This window comes from Flavobacterium sp. KS-LB2, from assembly GCF_036895565.1.
Classification (GTDB): domain Bacteria; phylum Bacteroidota; class Bacteroidia; order Flavobacteriales; family Flavobacteriaceae; genus Flavobacterium.
The window spans coordinates 2307873-2328727 of the sequence record NZ_CP145904.1 but is presented as its reverse complement, the minus strand read 5'-3'; the positions used below and the strand labels follow the sequence as shown (position 1 = coordinate 2328727).

The window sequence follows — 20855 nt, the reverse complement described above, 5'->3', positions numbered from 1 at the left end:
TTAGCGGTTAAAAAAAGAATAGTATGAAAGACAAAATAGATACATTAAATCATAAAATTGCTGAAGCTCATTTAGGTGGAGGTAAAAACAGAATAGCAAAACAACATTCGAATAAAAAACTGACGGCAAGAGAACGTGTCAATTATTTGATGGACGAAGGTTCTTTTGAAGAAATTGGGATGTTGGTGACGCACCGAACATCTGATTTTGGAATGGAAAAAGAACTGTATTACGGAGATGGAGTCATTACGGGATACGGAACCATAAACGGACGATTGGTCTATATTTTTGCTCAGGATTTTACCGTTTTTGGTGGTTCATTATCCGAAACTCATGCCGAGAAAATCTGTAAAGTGATGGATATGGCTGTCAAAATGGGTGCGCCCATGATTGGACTAAATGATTCTGGTGGAGCACGTATTCAAGAAGGTGTTCGTTCTTTGGGCGGTTATGCCGATATTTTTTACAGAAACGTACAAGCCAGTGGTGTTATTCCGCAAATATCTGCTATTATGGGGCCATGTGCCGGAGGAGCAGTATATTCTCCTGCGATGACCGATTTTACAATGATGGTTGAAGATACCAGTTATATGTTTGTAACAGGTCCGAATGTGGTGAAAACCGTAACCAATGAAACCGTGACTTCAGAGGAATTAGGTGGTGCAAGTACGCATTCTACTAAATCTGGTGTCGCGCATTGTACCTCGACCAATGATGTGGAATGTCTGGAAGATTTGAAACGCTTGTTGAGTTATTTGCCACAAAGCAATAAAGAAAAAGCACATAATTTACCTTATGAACTGAATGACGAAGTTCGCACCAAATTAGCAACTATCATTCCGGATAATCCCAACAAACCCTACGACATGCACGAGGTGATTGGTGGAATTATTGACGAAGATTCGTTTTTTGAAATTCATAAAAATTATGCCGAAAATATCCTCGTCGGTTTTGCTCGATTGGGAGGTAAAAGCATTGGGATTATAGCCAACCAACCGATGATTTTAGCTGGTTGTCTGGATGTGAACAGTTCCAAAAAAGCGGCTCGATTTACGCGTTTTTGCGATTGTTTTAATATTCCGTTATTGGTTTTGGTAGATGTGCCGGGTTTTTTACCGGGAACCGACCAAGAATGGAACGGAATTATCGTTCACGGTGCTAAACTGTTGTACGCTTTAAGCGAAGCAACTGTGCCGAGAGTAACTGTAATTACCCGTAAAGCCTATGGTGGCGCGTACGATGTAATGAATTCGAAACACATTGGTGCCGACATGAATTTTGCTTGGCCAACTGCCGAAATTGCCGTGATGGGAGCCAAAGGAGCTTCTGAAATTATCTTCAAGAAAGAAATCAATGAAGCCGAAGACCATGAAGCAAAACTTTTGGAAAAAGAAGCTGAATATGCCGATTTGTTTGCGAATCCTTACACCGCAGCGCAACGTGGTTTTGTTGATGAAGTAATTCTTCCGCAAGATACAAGACGCAAATTGATAAAAGCGTTTAGTATGCTCGAAAATAAAGTAAGCATTACTCCAAATAGAAAACACGGGAATATTCCTTTGTAGCATTTTATAAGAATTAAAAACCACCTGATGAGGGTGGTTTTTTTGTTTTATGCAAATTTAGGGCGTCAGATACTATTTTTGGAAAAAAGTAAAGAATAGATGATTTGAAGTAGTTAATTTAATTGCAAATGTTATAAAATTAGATATCGCTTGAATCAAAAGAAAGATTGAACTGGACAATTCTAATGATTTTGTAAGTAGGAAAAATATTTATTTTTAAAAACGGGTGAAGATTATTGGAAAATTTAAAAAAGGATCCTGTGATAGTATCAAATGTTCAGTTTATATAGTTCCTCAGAGAACTATAATCTTGATAAGTAAAGTGTTATTTAAATTAAAATTATCAGATTTAAAGACTATTATTTTTTTTTAGAACAAAAATAACTAACTTGCACCGTTGAAAAAAAGCGATATATCCTACAAAAAATTGATATTGAGTTCGCAATTTACTTTTTTTCACCGTCTTATTTTCCATGAAGAGATTGATTAATTTAAATACGTATTCTAAACTCCTATTGTTGATAATTTCGACAAGTATTTTCTTTTTTCTAATTTATATCTCGCTTTATCTTTATACCGTTCAAGAAGAGAGTCATTTTTACAAAACTACATACAATCAATACGATAAAGAAGTAAAGTCTTTGTTTAGGCTTAATTCTAAAACACATACTTCTATAATTATTGATGTCACCCATTGGAATGAGTTGGTTCATTTTGCGAAAACAAAAGATGAAAAGTGGTATAACGAATATATTCTTAGTGAATTTGAATCATATGGGGCTGATTATATTGGTATTTATGGTTTAGATAAAAAAATAATCAATAAGACTGTTTCTTCTAAGATTAAAACCTTTGATTTTATTCCAAAGGAGATGATGGCTGTGCTTTATAAATCTAAATTAAAAAGATTTTATGTGAAAATTCCAGAAGGTATTGTCGAGGTTTTTGCTGCGACAATTCATCCTTCAAATGATCCTAAAAAGACCAAAACGAAGCCCTCTGGTTATTTTTTTATGGCAAGACTTTTAGACGAGTCATTTTTCAATGCTTTAGGAAACATAAGTAGTTCAAAAGTAAATCTAGCATCAAAAGATTATGTAATTGCTAATGAAGATGATTTCGTTATTGTAGGCTTAAATTTAAAAGATTGGAAAAATGAAGTAGTAGCCAAATTACTTTTTAAAAGACCTTTCAATTTAAATTATACAAATACAAAAGAGATTCTTTTTATTGTTGTTCTGGTTTCCTTGATTAATATTTTTGTCTATATTTATTACACAAAGCGGTGGGTTTATAATCCATTAAAATTAGTCAAAAGTATACTTGAAACGGGTAACTCAAATGCTATAAGTAGTTTAAAAAGGGCTGATGGCGAGTTTGGGTACATTGGGAACTTATTCGAAGAGAATAGCAATCAACGGAAACAATTAGAGATTTCCAAACAAAAAGCAGAGGAAAGTGACACGTTGAAATCCTCTTTCTTAGCTAATTTATCGCATGAGATTAGAACGCCTATGAATGCTATAATGGGTTTTAGCGATTTACTTCATGATGCAAATTTGAAAGAAAATGAGCGATTAGAATATTTAAAAATTATAAGAAATAGTGGTGGTAGTTTGATATCAATTATCGAAGATCTAATCGAGATGTCTAAAATTGATGCAAAGCAAATTATGCCTAATTATAAAGGATTAGATATAGAAAATTGTATTAAAGAATTGTATAATGCTATTAAGGTTACCATCCCTAAAGACAAAGAAATACAGTTTTATATCCTTGAAAATCCAGAAAAACTTGAAAGGAATATTTTAACTGATGAAACAAAACTAAAACAGATTATTGTTAATTTGATTACGAATGCTTTAAAATTTACAGACAGAGGTTTTGTAGCTTTTGGATATTCAATTAACAAAGAAAAAAATGTTATTGAATTTAAAATTGAAGATTCAGGTATAGGAATTAGCGAAAATTATTTAAAAGTAATTTTTGATAGGTTTAGAAGAATTGAAAACGACGGATCGGTCGATTTATCTGGACTAGGATTGGGTCTGTCTATTACAAAAGCGTACGTAGAAATGTTGGGAGGAGAAATAAAGGTAAGCTCAACAATTGGATTGGGGTCGGTTTTTTTATTTACCATTCCATTAAAATGGGATCAAACGGTAAAAACAATACAACCCGAAAAAATAAAATCATTGTATAGGAATAATGACAATGAAATTATTTTAATTGCGGAAGATGATATGATTAATTTCTTGCTTTTGAAAAAAATTATTGAATCAAAAAAACACACCGTTTTAAGAGCTAAGAACGGACAAGAAGCAGTCGATATTTGTAAAGAAAACCCAAATATTTCGTTGGTATTTATGGATATAAGAATGCCTGTTTTAGATGGTTATCAGGCTTATGAAAAAATAAAAGTAATGAAACCAGAACTTCCAGTTATCGCCCAGACTGCTTATTCTTCATTTGAAGATAAAGAAAGGATAATACGTTTAGGTTTTATGGATTGTATCACAAAGCCCTTGGATAAGGAAAAAGTATTCGAATTATTGGATGCTGTTTTTATGGAAATTGATAAATAAAAGTTAGTCTATTTAAGTTTAGCAAATTACTTATTATTGTACTGTTTTATAAATTCTGAATTTAGACTTGATTCATCTTACCTGTTTTTTTAAATTTCTCTCTCATTAATCGCTTAACATTTACTAAATTTAGAACGGTTACTTCTTTCTTTAAAGTATATTTCTAAAATTTAAATCACAAACACATGGTTTTTAAATCGATAAATCCTTTTTCGCAATTATTGATTGGCGAACATGAGGTATTGACTAGTGCGCAATTGAATCAAAAATTGCAATTATCAGAACGGGCATTTAAAAATTGGAAGCAAACTACATTTGATCAAAGAGCTTTTATGATGAGAAAGCTAGCAGATACTCTTAGAAGGAACAAAGAGGAACTAGGTTTGTTGATAACCAATGAAATGGGTAAAATATTGCAAGAAAGTATTTCTGAAGTAGAGAAATCAGCTTTGAATTGTGATTTTTATGCAGATAACGCTGAGGTAATGCTGAAAGAGGAGTATTATGATACTCCTTTTAAAAGCATGTCGGTTTACGATCCAATGGGAGCTGTTTTTGCAATAATGCCATGGAATTATCCTTTTTGGCAAGTATTGCGTTATGCTGCACCGGTAATTATGTCGGGGAATGTGACACTTTTAAAACATGCTCCAAACGTTATTGGTTGTGCTAAAGCTATTGAAAAAGCTTTTTTGGAAGCCGGTTTCCCTGAAGGAATTTTTCAACATATTACGATAGATATTTCTCAAGTTGAAAGTGTAATTGCATCAAATATTGTGCATGGAATCACTTTGACTGGAAGTGAAATGGCTGGTTCATCTGTCGCTTCACTAGCAGGAAAGCATATCAAAAAAACAGTAATGGAGTTGGGAGGATCTGATGCTTTTATAGTTTTGAAGGATGCAAATCTTGAAAAAGCAGCCACAGTTGCTACACAATCTAGGATGTTAAATGCTGGTCAGGCCTGTATTTGTGCCAAACGATTTATTGTTGTTGATAAAGTAGCGGAGGAATTTACAGCACTTTTTACTCAAAAAGTCAAATTACTGCAACAAGGAAATCCATTACTAGAAGGAATCAATCTAGGTCCTTTGGCTCGCCTGGATTTAGCGGAGAAATTATCTGATCAGTTGGAAAAGTCAATACAACAAGGTGCAAAATTAATACTAGGTGGGGATCGCGAAAATTGTAATTTCCAGCCCACACTAATTGATTTGGTAGATTCAAACAATATTGCGTTCCAAGAGGAAACTTTTGGACCGCTAGCAACTATTATTAGAGCTAAAGATGAAAATGACGCTATAACCATCGCTAATAATCATCGATACGGATTAGCTGCTGCAATTTGGACTGAAGATCGTGAAAATGGGTACACATTGGCTAGAAAAATTGAAGCAGGAAATGTGTTTGTGAATTCATTAGTACGCTCTGATTCTAGAGTTCCTTTTGGGGGAATAAAAAAATCAGGTTATGGTAGAGAATTAGGCACAATTGGGATTAAAGAATTTATGAATGCTAAATCATTAATTCTTGAATAATACATTTGCGTTATTTTATAATTGAAGAATCGAGAACAGGAATTGTGTTTGCCACAAGTCTGCTCTCGATTTTTTTATGTACTCTATTTTCATGTATTAAAATGTCAAGCTATGAATTCATTGCTTGTTTTGCATTTTATTAATAGGTATAGATTGCGGCTTTTAAATCTTTTGGTTTATTGGCAAGGATTACGACAAATTGAGCTCCTTGGAGCGCAGCGTTTTGTTTTAATCGTTTTTCACCATTATCAGAAAATGACAAGGGAGTTTCTCCTTTTGTTCCACCGTAAAAACTAGTAATTACTCCAGACTCCTTTAATCCGATTGTTTGATGTTTTTTTAATATGACCACTTTTTTATAATCGGATATTCCATTTAGCTGAATTTTTTCTGATATGATTTTTGAATCATTTTTTAATTTTTCATTCAATTGTGCCACGGCATATTGACTTATTGTTTTTTCTTCAGTGCTTTGAACTAAGGTATAGTAAACTAAATTATTTTCTATTTTAATGAAGTTTATATCAATTCGTTCACCGTCATGCTTTATGATTTCATGAGTTTGTGCAAATAATGAAGAAGTAAATAAAATTGTGAAGGCTATAAATAAATTTTTCATATGTGTATGTAATAGTAGTTGTATATGAGCTCATTTTTTGAATGGGACATATATTAATATTTTTTTTCTGAAAAAATGTATTAAACTATTTCTGGTGGGGGAGTGAATTTTTTTAAAGCAAACTCTTTGACTACAAATAAGTCGAAAGAATTAATTCTGTTGTTATTTATAGAATAATAGTCAAAACAATTTAAAATTTCAATTGAATCGATGAAAAGGAGTTTCAATTTCCCTTCAGCATTGTTCTCTTCGGGATTGTTTTCTGTTAATTCATAAAAATTATAATGCTTTTCATGAACAAGTGCTGAAAGTTTCTCGCTCACCCATATCAAGGAAAAAGCGAGGAATAGGAGTGAAAATGATATTTTAAATATGATACGTAACATGGTTTAAAATTACAAAAAAAGGAATCGGTACACAATTAAAATTTTCATAAAAAAGGTACTAATGATAGTTTAATAAAGTTTTTATAATTCTTGATTCAGTCCTTTTCTCAATGAAAAGTTAATTGCGTTTTTATCGAAATATGAAGAGATTTTAGGTTTCTTAGTTTGAGGAAATTAGCTAGTCGGCAGTTTTGTTGTTTAAAATTAATAATTTAAATAAGAGTCAATTTTAAGGGGGTGTGTTGTTTTTTTTTAAAATAAATGGCATTAAATAGCATTTTTTTTTATTTATTTTAATTAATGTATTTGAAAAATAGGGGGTATTACTAAAATTTTGATTATTGAATTTTTAAAATTGATGTTTTAAAATACGGAATATCTATTATTTTTTGATCATTTTTCGTTATTAATAATTCTTCTCGAAACAAGGTAAAAAAGTAGTAAATAGTAATTCAAGTGAAATAAAAGTTAATAAATTCGCTTCAGATAAAAGAAAAATTAACATCTTAAAATGTATGGATTTTTTTACTATTTAAATATTTGTTCGCGACATAAATAATTAACTAGAATTAAAATTACCAAACTTGATTACTAATTAAAACTAACTAAACATGAAAAATTACTTTACTACGGTTGCAATACTATTTATATCTGCAGTAACATTTGCACAAGAGTCAACTCCAGTTCCAGCAACTACTTTTGCAGGATCTGCCGATGCATATTACAAATATGATTTTTCTGGAGTAGATAACAGTCTTACCAGTTTTACAAATTCTCACAATTCATTTGAATTAGGGATGGCCTCTATAGAAGCATCTCATAAAATGGGGAAAGCGTCTGTTTTTGTCGATTTAGGGTTCGGAAACAGAGCTGCTCAATTTACTTACAATGATGCTGCTTCAACTTTCATGATTAAACAATTGAATTTTACTTATGAGTTTTCAGATAAATTTAAAGTTACTGCTGGTAGTTTTGGAACTCATGTTGGATATGAATTGTTGGATGCAGTAGATAATAAAAACTACAGTATGTCTTATGCTTTTACCTATGGTCCATTCTTTAATACGGGAGTAAAAGCACAGTATACATCAGGAAAATTCAGCTTCATGGCGGGAGTTTCGAATCCAACAGATTTTAAAACGGCAATTGAAGCTGGTTCAAGTCAAAAAACTTTTATAGGTCAATTGGGATATGTTGGTGATACAGGAAGTGCCTATTTCAATGTGACTTCTGGAAGTAGTAACCCTGCTTCTGATGAGAACAAAACACAATTTGATTTTGTAGGTTCTAAAAAAGTGAGTGATTCATTTTCTTTAGGATTCAACGGTACGTATGCAATGACTAACAATGACTTTGATAGTTCTTTGGATGGAGAATGGTTTGCTTTAGTTGGATATGCTAATTTCGCATTGAAAGAATCATTAAGCTTAGCTTACAGATTAGAGTATTTAGATGCTAAAGATGCTACTGCGGGACTTGGTTCACTTGCTGGAACTAGTGTTGTAGGTAATACTTTATCACTAAACTACAAAGTAGGAAACTTGACTATTATTCCTGAGTTCCGTGTTGACACAGCTTCAGAAGATATCTTTACAAACAGTGATGCTGCGCCAAAAGGTTTAACGGCTTATGCATTACTTGCAACAACATACTCGTTCTAGTATTGAAATAATATTTTTTTTTTTAGCTGCCAAGATGCATTTAAGTATTTTGGCAGCTTTTTTTGTTTAGATTACAGTTGATTTGTTATGCGGTCATAGAAGCTTTAAGGGTTTGTATATTACATGCAACAACTTGTTCATCTTGTATTGAGTTGTTATTATGATTTCGAGTTTTTGACAGCCTGTTTATTTAGCTTTTAAAAGTATAAGAAGTCTATATTAGGATAAACTACGAAAAGAGTTTGAAATCTCTTTAAATAGAAAGCGGTTCTTTGAAAGATTCAAAAAACCGTTTTTGTAGGTATTGTATGATGAGTAAATTACTTATTGTTTTTTATAAATAGAATAAATGGTATTTCTTGTTTTTTCATCTAATACATCATTAACTTCTGTTTGAATATAATGTAGCTTAAAAGCCATTATAGCCGCAGGTAGATTTTTAGTGTCATACCCTATAATTCGCAATCCTTGTTCGACGTTAAAATCAATTGGAGCAGTTTCTAAAAATTCATCTGACCAAAGACCAAAACCTTTGTCTGCTAATATTTTCCAGGGGAATAATTGGCTAGGATCTTTTTTTCTGGTTGGTGCAATATCTGCGTGACCAATTATGTTTTGAGCAGGAATGTTGTAATCTTTTTTTAGCTTCGTCAAAAGTGCCAGTAAGCTATTGATTTGTAATTCAGAAAAAACTTCAGAGCCATTGTTATCCAGTTCAATTCCTATTGAAGTCGAGTTAATATCGGTATTTCTTCCCCAAGTACCAGCACCTGCATGCCAAGCTCTTAAATAATCATTCAACATTTGGACTACCTTACCGTCATCTGAAATTAGATAATGGGAACTCACTTGAGATTCTATTTTTGTGAATGTTTTTAGTGTTTGTTGTAATGAATCCTGCGCTGTATGGTGAATAATAATGAAATTTGGTTTTCTTAAATTAAAATTTACAGTTCCTATCCATTCTGTATTAACACCGTTTTGCAAAGGCGTAGATCCCATTTTGAAAAGAGTGTCTTTGTAAGTATGCAACTGTTTCGTGTATAGTGTGTCAATGTTTATTTCTACATGAGGAATAACAGGTAATGGCTGCGGATCTTTATTAGAAATGGTTTCTTTTAATGTTTTGAGCTTAGAATCATAAATTTTTTCACTCTTTTTATAAGGATTTGTTGAGCAAGAAGCAGCGATAACTGCCAAAATAAGGTAGTAAAAAATTTTTCTCATGTAGGTTTTTATTTAGCAACAGACTAAAAATCGATTAGTTAGATTTTTTTTTAGATTTCGATTTTTTAGGATTTTTAGACTCTTCATTCAAAGCAATATATTTTTCCTTTTGGTCTTTGTTTAATAATTCCATTATTTTTCTATCAGTAGTTTCTGAAAGAGCTTTGATATTTTTTATTTTGTCATCTTGGCTAACTTCTGCTTTTATAAGCATGCCTTGTGTCTTTATACTTTCGGTCAAAATATTTGATATTGCAATAACCTGAAGCTCATCAAGAATGAGTTCCGGTTTTATGCGCTCCATGATTTTTCCAACCGTTACTTCAACAGGAATTTCTTTTGGTTTGTCCTGAGCTCTGGACTGATCCATGGCACTATTCATTCTACGATTACTTCCATAACCATTGCCATAACCGTTTCCATATCCGCCATTACCGTATTGTGCAGAAATTATATTTGTAGATAATAATACAAATGCGATGATAAGTAGTGATTGAAATGGTTTCATATTTAGTTTTTAGAATGGATTAAATCGTCTTAAGAAAATTATGCGGGTTCTCCGTACAAATCAAATTCTGTTGCTTCAATAATTTTTATCATTACAAATTCACCCGTTTTTACATAATGTTTTGTTGCGTCTATCAAGACTTCATTATCTACATCTGGGCTGTCAAATTCAGTTCTTCCTACAAAATGGCCACCTTCTTTTCTGTCGATGATGCATCTGAATGTTTGTCCCACTTTCTCTTGGTTTAGATCCCAAGAAATTTGTGATTGTAATTCCATGATTTCATTCGCACGTTCTTGTTTTACGGCATCAGGGACGTCATCTTCCAACAAGTATGCATGTGTATTTTCTTCGTGAGAATAAGCAAAACAACCCATTCTGTCAAATTTCATTTCTTGAACAAAATCTTTTAGTATGTTGAAATCCTCTTGCGTTTCTCCTGGATATCCTACAATCAAAGTCGTACGAATAGCCATTCCTGGAACCGCAGCACGGAATTCTTTTAATAATTTAGTTGTTTTTGCTTGAGTGGTTCCACGGCGCATAGATTTCAAAATTGAATCTGAAATGTGTTGCAATGGAATGTCTAAATAATTACAAATTTTAGGCTCGCGCTTCATGATTTCCAAAACATCCATTGGAAAACCGGTAGGGAAGGCATAATGCAAACGAATCCATTCAATTCCCTCTACTTTTACCAACGCTTCCAATAATTCTCCAAGAGCTCTTTTCTTGTAAAGGTCTAAACCATAATACGTCAAATCTTGGGCAATTAAAATCAATTCTTTTACCCCGTTTTTAGCTAATCCTTCTGATTCTTTAACTAATTTTTCAATGGTTTGTGAAACATTTTTTCCTCGCATCAATGGAATCGCACAAAAGCTGCACGGTCTGTCACAACCCTCTGAAATTTTCAAATACGCATAATTTTTTGGAGTCGTAGTCAATCTTTCTCCAAGTAATTCATGCTTATAATCTGCTCCTAAAGCTTTCAATAATTGTGGCAACTCTGTAGTTCCAAAAAACTGGTCTACATTTGGTATTTCTTTTTCTAAATCGGGTCTATAACGTTCAGATAAACATCCGGTAACGAATACTTTATCAACCAACCCTCTTTCTTTCTTGTCTGCATATTCCAGTATCATATTTACTGATTCTGCTTTAGCATTATCAATAAATCCACAAGTGTTTATTACAATAATATTTCCCTCTTCAGCTTCCGGAGCTTCGTGCGTAACGTCTTTTCCGCTTGCGCGAAGTTGTCCCATTAGCACTTCACTATCATACACATTTTTCGAACACCCTAGAGTGATTACGTTGATTTTATTCTTTTTTAAAGACTTAGTTCTCATAACATTAGAATCCCGATAATTTGGGAATTTTGCAAAATTACAATTTTTATTTTTAGGACCATAAATCTTTATGTTTTTTATGGAGCTATTCCTGGTCTCGAGGATTCGAGACATTCCAATCTCCCGAAAAAATAGGAAGATTTTTCCCGAAGTATCAGGACAATCAGTGCTAAAAAAAATCCGTTCCATAATAAAGAAACGGATTTTAAATTTTGTTTTTTGGATTGATTACAATTCAAATAGTAATGTTACTGAAACATTGTTGTTTATGGCCTCAATACTGGCGCCATCAGTAAATCCTTGATTAAAAAATCCTTGTTGTGAGTTTCTCTTGGCGTACGAATACGCTAAGTCTACTTTTGTAGAACCAAAACTGTATCCTAAACCTGCTGAATATCCGGTTAAATCTCCTATTGTTACAGCATTTTTATAAGGACTTTGTTCGTAACGATATCCTGCTCTTAGGCTCAAAGCTTCAATTTTATACTCAGCACCTATTCTTAGTTCGCCTGTAGTGTCTAGGATTGAATTCATATCTCTATTTAAATCATTAAAATAAGGATCGTTTTCAGGTTTAAATTTAGTGTTACTGTAATCCTTAATAGCATAATCAACGCTTATTAAGCCAGATTTTCCAAAAACATAAGCAAAGCTTCCTGTTAGTTTGCTTGGAGTTTGTAATTTATAAGGTTCGTAAATATTAACAACCTGAGGATTTACCACGTCATTAGTATCGTCAGCATTTGTTGCACTGCTTACTGCAACCAGTCTTTGAGACAGCTCATCATTTAATTTATACCATGTTGATGATTCGTAAGCTAGGCCTAAGCGAATTTCATCTGATAGTTTTGCAATCGCTCCTAATTGAAAGGAAAATCCTGTTCCATAAGTATATAAGTCATTTTCAAAACTCAATCGGGTTACGGTATAATCATTTGTCAATGGTGCATTATTATCTTCGTAAAAAGTTGATGATTTGTGAAAGTCAGTAAAATGAGAGTTTAAATTTAGTCCTATATAAAGCTTGTCTTTATAAGCAGTTGCAGCATTAAAAGATAGTTTTCCGTTGTATCCCGTGCTATAAATAGAATTTTCTTGATAATAATTGCCTCCAGAAGGAACATTGGAGCGATAAGGAGAATTATTATTAGTCCCGTCAACTGCGTCAATAATATAGGCTTGGTAGCCTAAAAATGCTTGTTGGGCTGCAAATCCATTTAAATTTGGATACTGGCTGTTAGGTAAGTTGCTGCCTAAAAATGAATATAAATCTGAAATAGATTCTCCAGGATTTGTGTTTACAAATTCTTGAGGTACTGGGGCTCCATTGTTAGAATTATTAGCATAACTTAAAAAATAATCGCCTATGGAATTATTTGGGTTGGTTCCAGCTGAAAAAAATCCATTATCAAAATTAGTAGTGTTTTCATAATTAATACCCAATGAAATCTTTTTCCAATTGCTATTTGGGTCGTTGTTATTGAAAACAAAAACTGCTCCAGCTTGGTTTAAGTCAAAAGAATTGTTTTTTTCACTTGCTGTGCTGCCAAAATAAGTAGACTTATTTTTCGTATCAAAATTACTCAAGGTAAGTGCCATTTGGTTATTTGTGAATACTGCTGAACCAGCAGGATTTACATTCAATGAAGATAAGTCACCACCGAGAGCACCAAAAGCACCACTCATTGCTCTAAAACGGGCTGTCCCGTTCAAGTTGTCCTGTGCATAATGCATTGCATCAGCTATTTCTTGTGATTGAACAGCATTTGCAGATATACCAAAGGCTAATAAAAATATATATTTTTTCATTTTTAATTCGTAGGTTTTAGTTTAATTTAAAAATAGGTCGGACTTCAATAATTATTATCCTCGACCACCTCTTCCTCCTCCTCCTCCAGACGATCTTCCTCCTCCTCCAGAACTATTTGAGCTAGGGCTATATGATCGGGAATTATTGTCGTTTCTTGAGCTTGGAGTATAGGATCTTTCCGATCTGCTATTTTCGTTGCGAGTACTATTTGTATTCGATCTTCTGCTTGGAGAAGTAGTCGAATTATTTTGATTTCTTGAAAATGATGGACTTGTTCTGTTGAATCCATTTGTAGTATTTCTTCTGAAATCTGTATTCGTATTTCCTCTGTAATTTGAATTGTTTCTACCGCTAATAGAACTGTTCTGAGTTCTAGAGTAATTTGCTGAACTTCGGGTGCTATAATTTCTATTGCCGCTTGTGTTAGCGGTGTAAGAAGAGCCTCTTCTACCAGCATTATAGGCGTAAGCTCTGTTGTTGTAATAATTAGGGTATCCCCAATTATTCCCGTACCAGTTATTCCAGCCCCAATTGTTTCCGTAATAGTTATTCCATCCAAAACCACCATTCCAACCCCAATTATTCCATCCAAAACCAATATTGTTCCCCCAGCCATATCCGCCGTTCCAACCCCAATTGTTGCCGTACCAACTATTCCATCCAAATCCTACATTCCATCCCCAGTTATTTCCATACCAATTATTCATTCCCCAACCATTGTCATAAACGTTTATGCTTACAGTTTGAGGATTACTTCCCCATCCGGGATAGTTGGTATAGTCTTGTAGGCTATCATTTTCTATATTATAATCATTGTAGTTCTCTATATCTGTGAAAATTTCTATAGGTTGATTGTTGTTCTGTAAAGATCCGAAATAGTCTTTATATTGATTGTTTGGAGTGTTTTGTGTCTCTACTTCTACAGCTCTTCTTGGAGTGTTTCCATATATTCCATCAGAATCATAATAGGAACTGTTTTGATAAGAGCCACAGGATGTTAACAAGATGCTCAAAAATCCAACAAAGTAATATATTGTAGGGTTTCGGAAGGAAAGAGTACTAGTTTTCATATATATGGAGTTTTTATTGTTGCACATTACAAAAATAGTTAGTTTTGCTGAACTATTTAGTTAAAATTATTAATGCAAAATTTGTGCCAAATTATTCAATATGAGTAAGAACTTAACTACAAGATCGGAAGATTATTCAAAATGGTATAACGAATTGGTTGTTAAAGCCGATTTAGCCGAAAATTCAGGAGTTAGAGGTTGTATGGTTATCAAACCTTACGGATATGCAATATGGGAAAAAATGCAAGGAGAGTTGGATCGAATGTTTAAAGAAACAGGGCATCAAAATGCTTATTTTCCATTGTTTGTTCCTAAAAGCATGTTTGAAGCAGAAGAAAAAAATGCGGAAGGATTTGCAAAAGAATGTGCAATTGTAACTCATTATAGGTTAAAAAATGATCCAGATAAGCCGGGAAAACTTATGGTTGACCCTAATGCAAAACTAGAAGAGGAATTAATTGTTCGTCCTACAAGCGAGGCTATCATCTGGTCTACTTATAAAGGATGGGTTCAATCGTATAGAGATTTACCTTTGTTGATTAATCAATGGGCTAATGTAGTGCGTTGGGAAATGAGAACAAGATTGTTTCTTCGAACAGCTGAATTTTTATGGCAAGAGGGGCATACTGCTCATGCTACAAGAGTCGAAGCTATTGAAGAATCAGAAAAAATGATGAATGTCTATGCTGATTTTGCCGAGAATTTTATGGCAATTCCAGTTATTAAAGGAATGAAAACTGAAACCGAACGTTTTGCTGGGGCCGAAGAAACTTATTGTATAGAAGCGTTAATGCAAGATGGAAAGGCTTTACAAGCAGGGACTTCACACTTTTTAGGTCAGAATTTTGCTAAAGCCTTTGATGTTAAGTTTGCAAATGCCGAAGGAAAGCAAGAGTATGTTTGGGGGACTTCTTGGGGAGTTTCCACTCGATTAATGGGGGCTTTAGTGATGACGCATTCAGATGATCAAGGATTGGTATTGCCTCCTAGTTTGGCGCCTATTCAAGTGGTGGTCGTTCCTATTTATAAAACAGATGAGCAATTGGCTGCGATAACCGCTGAAGTAAATAAATTGACTGCTGCTTTAAGAAAATTACAAATCTCAGTAAAGTTTGATGATAGAACTACTCAAAAACCGGGATTTAAATTTGCGGAATGGGAATTAAAAGGAGTGCCGGTTCGAATTGCTGTTGGTCCAAAAGATTTAGAAAATGGAACTTTTGAGGTAGCTAGGAGAGATACGTTGACTAAAGAGGTAGTTTCCAAAGATGAAATCACAACTTATGTAAGTGATTTATTAGGGCAGATTCAAAAAGAATTGTTCGAAAAAGCATTAAATTACAGAAACACACATATTACTGAGGTAAATAGTTTTGAAGAGTTTAAAGCGGTTTTAGATACTAAAGGAGGTTTTGTGTCAGCACATTGGGATGGAACTGCAGCTACTGAAGAAAAGATTAAAGAGTTGACTAAAGCTACTATAAGATGTATCCCTTTGGATAGAGTAGAAGAGGCGGGAAGTTGTATTTTTACTGGGCAAAGCTCGATAGGTAGAGTGTTGTTTGCGAAGGCGTATTAAAAAAAAATAATTTTTTTCGTATGTGCTATTGTACGTTTCAAAAATAGTTGTATTTTTGCATCCGCATTAGAGAAGCAGGGCCCGTTCGTCTATCGGTTAGGACGCATGGTTTTCATCCATGTAAGAGCGGTTCGATTCCGCTACGGGCTACTATTTTTATTGCAGATTAAAGTTTTCCTGAACTTAGAGGGAAGTATGGCCCGTTCGTCTATCGGTTAGGACGCATGGTTTTCATCCATGTAAGAGCGGTTCGATTCCGCTACGGGCTACAAATTTCAATATTTTAGATTGATAAAAACTTAGGGGATAATGGTCCGTTCGTCTAGGGGTTAGGACGCCAAGATTTCGTCTTGGTAACAGGGGTTCGATTCCCTTACGGACTACAAAAATTAGTAAAAGATAAAAAAATAATAAAATGGCAAATCATAAATCAGCTCTAAAGAGAATTAGAAGTAACGAAAAGAGAAGAGTATTAAATAGATACCAACACAAAACTACTCGTAACGCTATAAAAGCCTTAAGAATAGCTACTGATAAAACAGATGCTACTTCTAAATTGTCAAGCGTTATATCTATGATTGATAAATTAGCAAAAAAGAATATTATTCATGATAATAAAGCTTCTAATTTAAAATCTAAATTAACTAAGCACGTTGCAAATTTGTAAGTAATGCTATTTTTAAGATATAAAAAAAGCTCTCAGAAATGAGAGCTTTTTTTATGTTTTATAATTTTTTATTCCATCTTGTTTTTTAAGTATTCAAGCATTGAATGGGTGATTGGTTTAGATAGGAAATCAATGACCATTGGGTATTGTTTTGCTTTTTCTAAGTCTTCTGGGTCTATGGTCGAAGAAAGTACAACAACTTTTATAGTATTGAATTCTGAAAATTCTGGGCTATTAAAATGATCTAAAAACTCCCACCCCCCCATAACGGGCATATTTAGATCTAAAAAAATTAATTGAGGCTGTTCGTCAGTTTTGTTTTTAGTATACCTAAAAGCGTTAAAGTAGCTGAGTGCTTCTTCTCCATTTTGTGCTGTTATTATTTCATTAGAAAATGATGATTTTATTATAACTTTTTTGCATAACATGAGTGTTATCGGGTCGTCATCAATGCATAAAATTTGATCTAACATTATTGTTTGTTTTTAAATGTTAATGTAAATATAGTTCCTTTATTTACTTCACTTTCAATTTCAATTGTACCTCCCATAGTTTCAACTTGTGATTTCACTAAATAAAGCCCTAATCCTTTGCTGTCGGGGTAATTATGGAAGCGTTGATAAAGTCCGAATACTTTGTCTCTGTTTCTTTCTAAATCAATACCTATCCCGTTATCTTTAAAAATTAATTCAATGGTATTATCTGTTTCGCGTGCAGTAATGGTAATCTTTAGTTTCCTGTTTTCTGATTTGTATTTTATTGCATTTGTCAAAAGATTCAATAATATACTTTCTATGTAGGCTTTGTTGATGTTTAGGATAGAAACTTTTTCGAAATTAAGTTTTATGATTGGTTTGTATAATTCGATTTGAAAATTAAGTTGGCTAAAGACGTTTTCAAAGATTTCTTTTATTAAAACAGCTTCTTTCTGAATGGAAGGGTTGTCTTTGATGATGATAACTTTTACTAAGTCGTTGATAGTGTCGTTTAATAAATGAGTTGATTTATTAAAGCCGTTTAAGATTTCTTTTAATTCTTGATTTTCAATAGGAATGTCTTCCAGTAGGTTTAGTAGTCCTGTTAAGTTTGATAATGGAGCCCTAAGGTTGTGTGAGGTTATGTAGGAGAATTGTTTTAAGTCTTTGTTGTTTTGAGTTAATTCTCTGATAAGTTGCTCTTTTTCTTTTTCTTGCCTTTTTTCATCGGTTATATCTCTTTGAATGGAAATCCAGTGCGAGAGTTCATTTTCTGAATTGTAAATAGGAATCATTGAGAAGCGAACCCAGTATTCTTCTCTGTTTTTGGTTAAGCTAATTGTTTCTATAAGGCACTCCTGTTTGTTTTTAATAGCGCTTAATAGTTTTTCAAGTTCATTCATATCCGAATTTGGACTGTTGAATGGATCTGCTGTTTTTCCCGAGATTTCTTCAAATTCATATCCTGACATAGAAGAAAAAGCGGGATTTACATAAATAATATTAGGGATTTTTTCATCTAACGAATTGGCTTCGGTAATAATAATTGAATCTTTGGATTGTGTAAATACGGTTTCTAATAATTTAAGTCTTTGTTCTTCTTCTTTTTGTTTTGTGATGTCTTGTATGGCTCCAATCATTCTGATTGCTTTTCCATTTTCATCTTTTAGGAGGAAACCTCTATCTAGAACGTATTTATAAGAATTGTTGGCACATTTAAAACGGTATTGATCTTGCCAGTTTTCGGTTTTTTGCTCTATAAAAGAATAGAGTCTGATGGACATTTTAATACTATCTTCGGGATGAATTTTATCAAACCACCATTTTGAACTGTTGCCAACTTCGTTTTGAGTGTAACCAAAAACACTTTCAATTCCTTTATTCCAAGTAAAACTATCTTCTTGTATTTTCCAGTCCCAAATAGTATCGCTGGTTGCTTTGGCTACAATATCGTATTTTTCATTCGACTCCTTGATTTCGTCATTTGTATTTTTAAGCTTTTCGAAAATAGATATATTTCGAGTGTCATTTTTTGATAAAATAAGTTTGAAAGTTATTCCAGTTAAAACTATGAATAAAATATCTTTAGTAAAATTGTAAAATTGATGGTTTGAATCAGAAATATATTGTAGTAATAGTTTATGACTAACAATGGCTACAAACATTGAGATTAGAATGTAGATGATGATTACTTGATTGGTTTTGCTTTTCATTACTCAAATATAATTAATTATTGCGGAATTATTAAACAACATCGGTAACTTATTTTTTGAGATTTTTTCAAACCCCTCTTTTTGTGTCTAATGGGTTAAGAATATGTAAACTATTGCATAAATATTTTTTATATCAAAATAAAGTGTACCTTTGCACCCATTAAAAATCACAGATGGAATCTATTAGAAACATTGCAATTATTGCCCACGTCGATCACGGTAAAACAACTTTGGTTGATAAAATTATGTATCACTGTCAGTTATTTCGTGATAACGAAAACACAGGTGACTTAATCCTTGATAACAACGACTTAGAGCGTGAAAGAGGTATTACTATTACTTCAAAAAATGTTTCTGTAGTTTACAAAGGAACAAAAATCAACATTATTGATACTCCTGGTCACGCCGATTTTGGAGGAGAAGTAGAACGTGTATTGAACATGGCAGATGGAGTTTGTCTACTTGTAGATGCTTTTGAAGGTCCAATGCCTCAAACTCGTTTTGTACTGCAAAAAGCGATTGACTTAGGTCTAAAGCCTTGCGTTGTAATCAATAAAGTTGATAAAGAAAACTGTACTCCAGAAGAAGTTCATGAAAAAGTTTTCGACTTAATGTTTGAGTTGGGTGCTGAAGAGTGGCAATTGGATTTTCCAACTGTATACGGATCTGCTAAAAATAACTGGATGTCTGACCATTGGGAAAACGTAACTGATAATGTTGAAGCATTGTTAGATATGGTTATAGATAATGTACCAGCTCCTAAAGTTTCTGAAGGGACACCACAAATGTTAATTACTTCATTAGATTTTTCAGCTTTTACAGGTCGTATCGCTATTGGTCGTCTTGAAAGAGGAGTTTTAAGAGAAGGAATGCCAATTTCTTTGGTAAAAAGAGATGGTACAGTAACAAAATCTAGAATTAAAGAATTACATACTTTTGAAGGCCTTGGACGTAAAAAAGTAACAGAAGTAATTGCTGGAGATATTTGCGCAATTATTGGGGTGGAAGGTTTTGAAATTGGTGATACTATTGCTGATCATGAAAACCCAGAAGGTCTAAAAACGATTGATATTGATGAGCCTACAATGAGTATGTTGTTTACAATTAATGACTCTCCTTTCTTCGGTAAAGAGGGTAAATTTGTAACCTCTCGTCATATTAGAGATCGTTTGACAAAAGAATTAGAGAAAAACTTAGCAATGAAATTGGGTGAAACTGATTCTGCTGATAAGTTCATGGTTTTTGGTCGTGGTGTACTTCACTTGTCTGTTCTTATTGAAACAATGAGAAGAGAAGGATATGAATTGCAAATCGGTCAGCCACAAGTTATCATCAAAGAAATTGATGGTAAAAAATGTGAACCAATTGAGGAATTAACTATTGATTTACCAGAAACACTTTCAGGTAGAGCGGTAGAGTTTGTTACTATGCGTAAAGGCGAAATGCTAAGCATGGAAACAAAAGGGGAACGTATGATTGTAAAATTTAATATTCCATCACGTGGAATTATTGGATTGCGTAACCAATTACTAACTGCAACAGCTGGTGAGGCTATTATGGCACACCGTTTTATTGGATATGAGCCTTACAAAGGAGAAATTGCTGGACGTAACAAAGGTTCATTAATCTCTATGGAAAAAGGAAAAGCAATTCCTTATTCTATCGATAAATTGCAAGATCGTGGTAAATTCTTCGTTGAGCCAAATGCTGAAATCTATGAAGGTCAGGTAATTGGAGAAAATTCTCGTGGAGATGATATGTGTGTAAACGTAACGAAAGAGAAAAAACAATCTAACGTTCGTTCTTCTGGAAATGATGAAAAAGCTAGAATTATTCCTCCAATCATTTTCTCTTTAGAAGAAGCATTAGAGTACATTCAAAAAGATGAGTATGTAGAGGTTACACCAAAATCTATTCGTTTGAGAAAAATTTATTTGACAGAAACTGATAGAAAAAGATTTAAAATCTAATTTTATCTTTTGTGATATTGAAAAAGCCATTCGTTTATTCGAATGGCTTTTTTTTTCTTTCATTTTTAGGAGATCAATTTTAGAACCTTGTCACTAAAATCATTTTGTAATACTAAAGATTGCCTAAATT

At 33.1% G+C, this 20855-nt stretch carries 16 protein-coding genes and 3 tRNA genes; 10 read left to right on the top strand and 9 right to left on the bottom strand.

Going from position 1 to position 20855, the window contains the following annotated elements; translation table 11 throughout:
- Positions 1-23: 23 nt before the first annotated feature.
- The 3 genes from V5J73_RS09920 to V5J73_RS09910 all read left to right on the top strand — a co-directional run bounded on the left by V5J73_RS09920 (position 24) and on the right by V5J73_RS09910 (position 5688).
- Positions 24-1565: an acyl-CoA carboxylase subunit beta gene (locus V5J73_RS09920; protein ID WP_338645528.1), complete on the top strand. Its 1542-nt coding sequence runs from the start codon at positions 24-26 to the stop codon at positions 1563-1565.
- 518 nt (positions 1566-2083) lie between these two features.
- Positions 2084-4150 (top strand): response regulator, encoded by a 2067-nt coding sequence (locus V5J73_RS09915; RefSeq protein WP_338645526.1) that lies wholly within the window; start codon positions 2084-2086, stop codon positions 4148-4150.
- A 185-nt stretch (positions 4151-4335) separates the two neighbouring features.
- Positions 4336-5688, top strand: a complete 1353-nt coding sequence (locus V5J73_RS09910; RefSeq protein ID WP_338645524.1) for an NAD-dependent succinate-semialdehyde dehydrogenase — start codon at positions 4336-4338, stop codon at positions 5686-5688.
- 139 nt (positions 5689-5827) lie between these two features.
- Here the strand turns inward: V5J73_RS09910 and V5J73_RS09905 are convergent, their stop codons facing one another.
- Both V5J73_RS09905 and V5J73_RS09900 read right to left on the bottom strand, forming a co-directional pair.
- Entirely contained in the window at positions 5828-6307 is a 480-nt protein-coding gene (locus V5J73_RS09905; protein ID WP_338645523.1) for a hypothetical protein, read from the bottom strand.
- An 80-nt stretch (positions 6308-6387) separates the two neighbouring features.
- Entirely contained in the window at positions 6388-6693 is a 306-nt protein-coding gene (locus V5J73_RS09900; protein ID WP_338645522.1) for a hypothetical protein, read from the bottom strand.
- Positions 6694-7304: 611 nt separating this feature from the next.
- Here V5J73_RS09900 and V5J73_RS09895 point away from each other — a divergent pair.
- Positions 7305-8354, top strand: a complete 1050-nt coding sequence (locus V5J73_RS09895) for an outer membrane beta-barrel protein (RefSeq protein ID WP_338645521.1) — start codon at positions 7305-7307, stop codon at positions 8352-8354.
- Positions 8355-8678: 324 nt separating this feature from the next.
- On the opposite strand, the gene V5J73_RS09890 is transcribed toward V5J73_RS09895, so the two are convergent.
- From V5J73_RS09890 to V5J73_RS09870, 5 genes are all read right to left on the bottom strand, one after another.
- A complete protein-coding gene (locus tag V5J73_RS09890; protein ID WP_338645519.1) occupies positions 8679-9581 on the bottom strand; it encodes an N-acetylmuramoyl-L-alanine amidase in 903 nt (300 codons plus the stop codon).
- Between the two features lie 34 nt (positions 9582-9615).
- Positions 9616-10089: a hypothetical protein gene (locus V5J73_RS09885; protein ID WP_338645517.1), complete on the bottom strand. Its 474-nt coding sequence runs from the start codon at positions 10087-10089 to the stop codon at positions 9616-9618.
- 38 nt (positions 10090-10127) lie between these two features.
- Positions 10128-11441 carry a 30S ribosomal protein S12 methylthiotransferase RimO gene (rimO, locus tag V5J73_RS09880; RefSeq protein WP_338648609.1) on the bottom strand — a complete coding sequence of 438 codons (1314 nt, stop codon included), beginning with the start codon at positions 11439-11441 and terminating at the stop codon, positions 10128-10130.
- 228 nt (positions 11442-11669) lie between these two features.
- Positions 11670-13250 (bottom strand): OmpP1/FadL family transporter, encoded by a 1581-nt coding sequence (locus V5J73_RS09875; protein WP_338645515.1) that lies wholly within the window; start codon positions 13248-13250, stop codon positions 11670-11672.
- Positions 13251-13304: 54 nt separating this feature from the next.
- Entirely contained in the window at positions 13305-14321 is a 1017-nt protein-coding gene (locus V5J73_RS09870; protein ID WP_338645513.1) for a hypothetical protein, read from the bottom strand.
- A gap of 100 nt (positions 14322-14421) precedes the next feature.
- Between V5J73_RS09870 and proS the strand changes: the two genes are divergently transcribed.
- The 5 genes from proS (at position 14422) to rpsT (ending at position 16567) form a co-directional block, all read left to right on the top strand.
- The gene (gene proS / locus V5J73_RS09865) at positions 14422-15900 is read left to right on the top strand and encodes a proline--tRNA ligase (RefSeq protein ID WP_338645511.1); all 1479 of its coding nucleotides are present in this window, start codon (positions 14422-14424) and stop codon (positions 15898-15900) included.
- A 78-nt stretch (positions 15901-15978) separates the two neighbouring features.
- Positions 15979-16050: transfer RNA gene (locus V5J73_RS09860), tRNA-Glu, on the top strand.
- A gap of 47 nt (positions 16051-16097) precedes the next feature.
- Positions 16098-16169, top strand: a tRNA-Glu gene (locus V5J73_RS09855).
- Between the two features lie 42 nt (positions 16170-16211).
- Positions 16212-16283 (top strand) — tRNA-Glu (locus tag V5J73_RS09850).
- Positions 16284-16315: 32 nt separating this feature from the next.
- Entirely contained in the window at positions 16316-16567 is a 252-nt protein-coding gene (rpsT, locus tag V5J73_RS09845) for a 30S ribosomal protein S20 (protein WP_338645509.1), read from the top strand.
- A 68-nt stretch (positions 16568-16635) separates the two neighbouring features.
- On the opposite strand, the gene V5J73_RS09840 is transcribed toward rpsT, so the two are convergent.
- On the bottom strand, positions 16636-17040 hold the full coding sequence (locus V5J73_RS09840) for a response regulator (RefSeq protein ID WP_338645508.1): 405 nt from the start codon (positions 17038-17040) through the stop codon (positions 16636-16638).
- Positions 17040-18755, bottom strand: a complete 1716-nt coding sequence (locus V5J73_RS09835; RefSeq protein ID WP_338645506.1) for a PAS domain-containing sensor histidine kinase — start codon at positions 18753-18755, stop codon at positions 17040-17042. Before V5J73_RS09835 ends, V5J73_RS09840 begins: the two co-directional genes overlap by 1 nt.
- A gap of 173 nt (positions 18756-18928) precedes the next feature.
- On the opposite strand from V5J73_RS09835, the gene typA reads away from it, so the two are divergent.
- Positions 18929-20725, top strand: coding sequence for a translational GTPase TypA (typA, locus tag V5J73_RS09830; protein WP_338645504.1), 1797 nt, complete (start codon positions 18929-18931; stop codon positions 20723-20725).
- The last annotated feature ends 130 nt before the right edge of the window (positions 20726-20855 follow it).